Origin of the sequence: uncultured Croceicoccus sp. (assembly GCF_947496385.1) — a bacterium.
Classification (GTDB): Bacteria; Pseudomonadota; Alphaproteobacteria; order Sphingomonadales; family Sphingomonadaceae; genus Croceicoccus.
Genome location: NZ_CANMCP010000045.1, coordinates 1 through 928, shown reverse-complemented (window position 1 = coordinate 928; position 928 = coordinate 1). Strand labels below are relative to the sequence as shown.

Here is a 928-nt window from a genome sequence, read left to right as displayed (position 1 = left end):
ACGACCTAGGCTCAGGACCTATTAAAGGGATTCTCCTGACAGTCTGATGCTTATTCATTGGCGGCGCTCAGGAGGCGTTGCCATGAGCGATTTGATTTGGTTGTCAGAGGCGCAGATGCGCACGATCGAGCCGTATTTTCCGCTGTCTCACGGCGTGCCTAAGGGCGATGATCGTTGGGTCATCAGTAGGATTATCTTCGTGGTCCATGACGGTCTGCGCTGACACGATGCACCTGCCGACGACGATCCGCCCAAGACGATCTATAACCGCTTCGTCCGCTGGAGCCGGATGGGCGTGTTCAACCGGATACCTGCAGCGCTAGCGGCCAAGGCTCTGCTGGGCGACCGAGGTTATGACGCCGACGGGTTCCAGCATGCCTTGATGGAGCGCGGCATTACCCCGTGCATCGCGTCAAAGGCGAACCGTAAAATCCCGATCCCGCACGATCGCACCCTCTATCGTCAGCGGCATAGGGTCGAAAATATGTTTGGCCGCCTTAAGGACTGGCGACGTATCCGCACCTGCTATGACCGCTGCGCCCACACCTTCTTCTCGGCCATCTGCCTCGCCGCCACCATCATCTTCTGACTGTGATCAATGAGTCCTGAGCCGAGATTTCCTCCATTGATAAGTAGAGTCCGGTCTTCGTCAATGAGACGGACGAGATGAAGCGGAGCGGGTTCAGCGAGGAACAGATCATCGCTGTTTTGAAGGAGGAGGCTGGGATGGCGACGGCGGATATAGGCCGTCGTCATGGGATCAGCTCGGCGACCTTCTGCACGTGGAAGTCCAGGTATGGCGGGCTGGAGGTGTAAGATACCCATCGTCTGCACCAGCTGAAGCAGGAGAACGAGCGACTAAGAAGCTGCTGGTGGCCTCGATGCTGGACAACGACATGCTCAAGGAGATCAGCGCAAGAAATTCTAG

At 57.1% G+C, this 928-nt stretch carries 2 pseudogenes; both read left to right on the top strand.

Annotation, left to right across the window (positions count from 1 at the left end):
• The first annotated feature begins 82 nt into the window (after positions 1 to 82).
• Positions 83 to 589, top strand: a pseudogene (locus Q0897_RS16035) (transposase).
• Positions 590 to 666: 77 nt separating this feature from the next.
• A pseudogene (locus Q0897_RS16030) lies at positions 667 to 928 on the top strand (transposase); the annotation flags it as partial.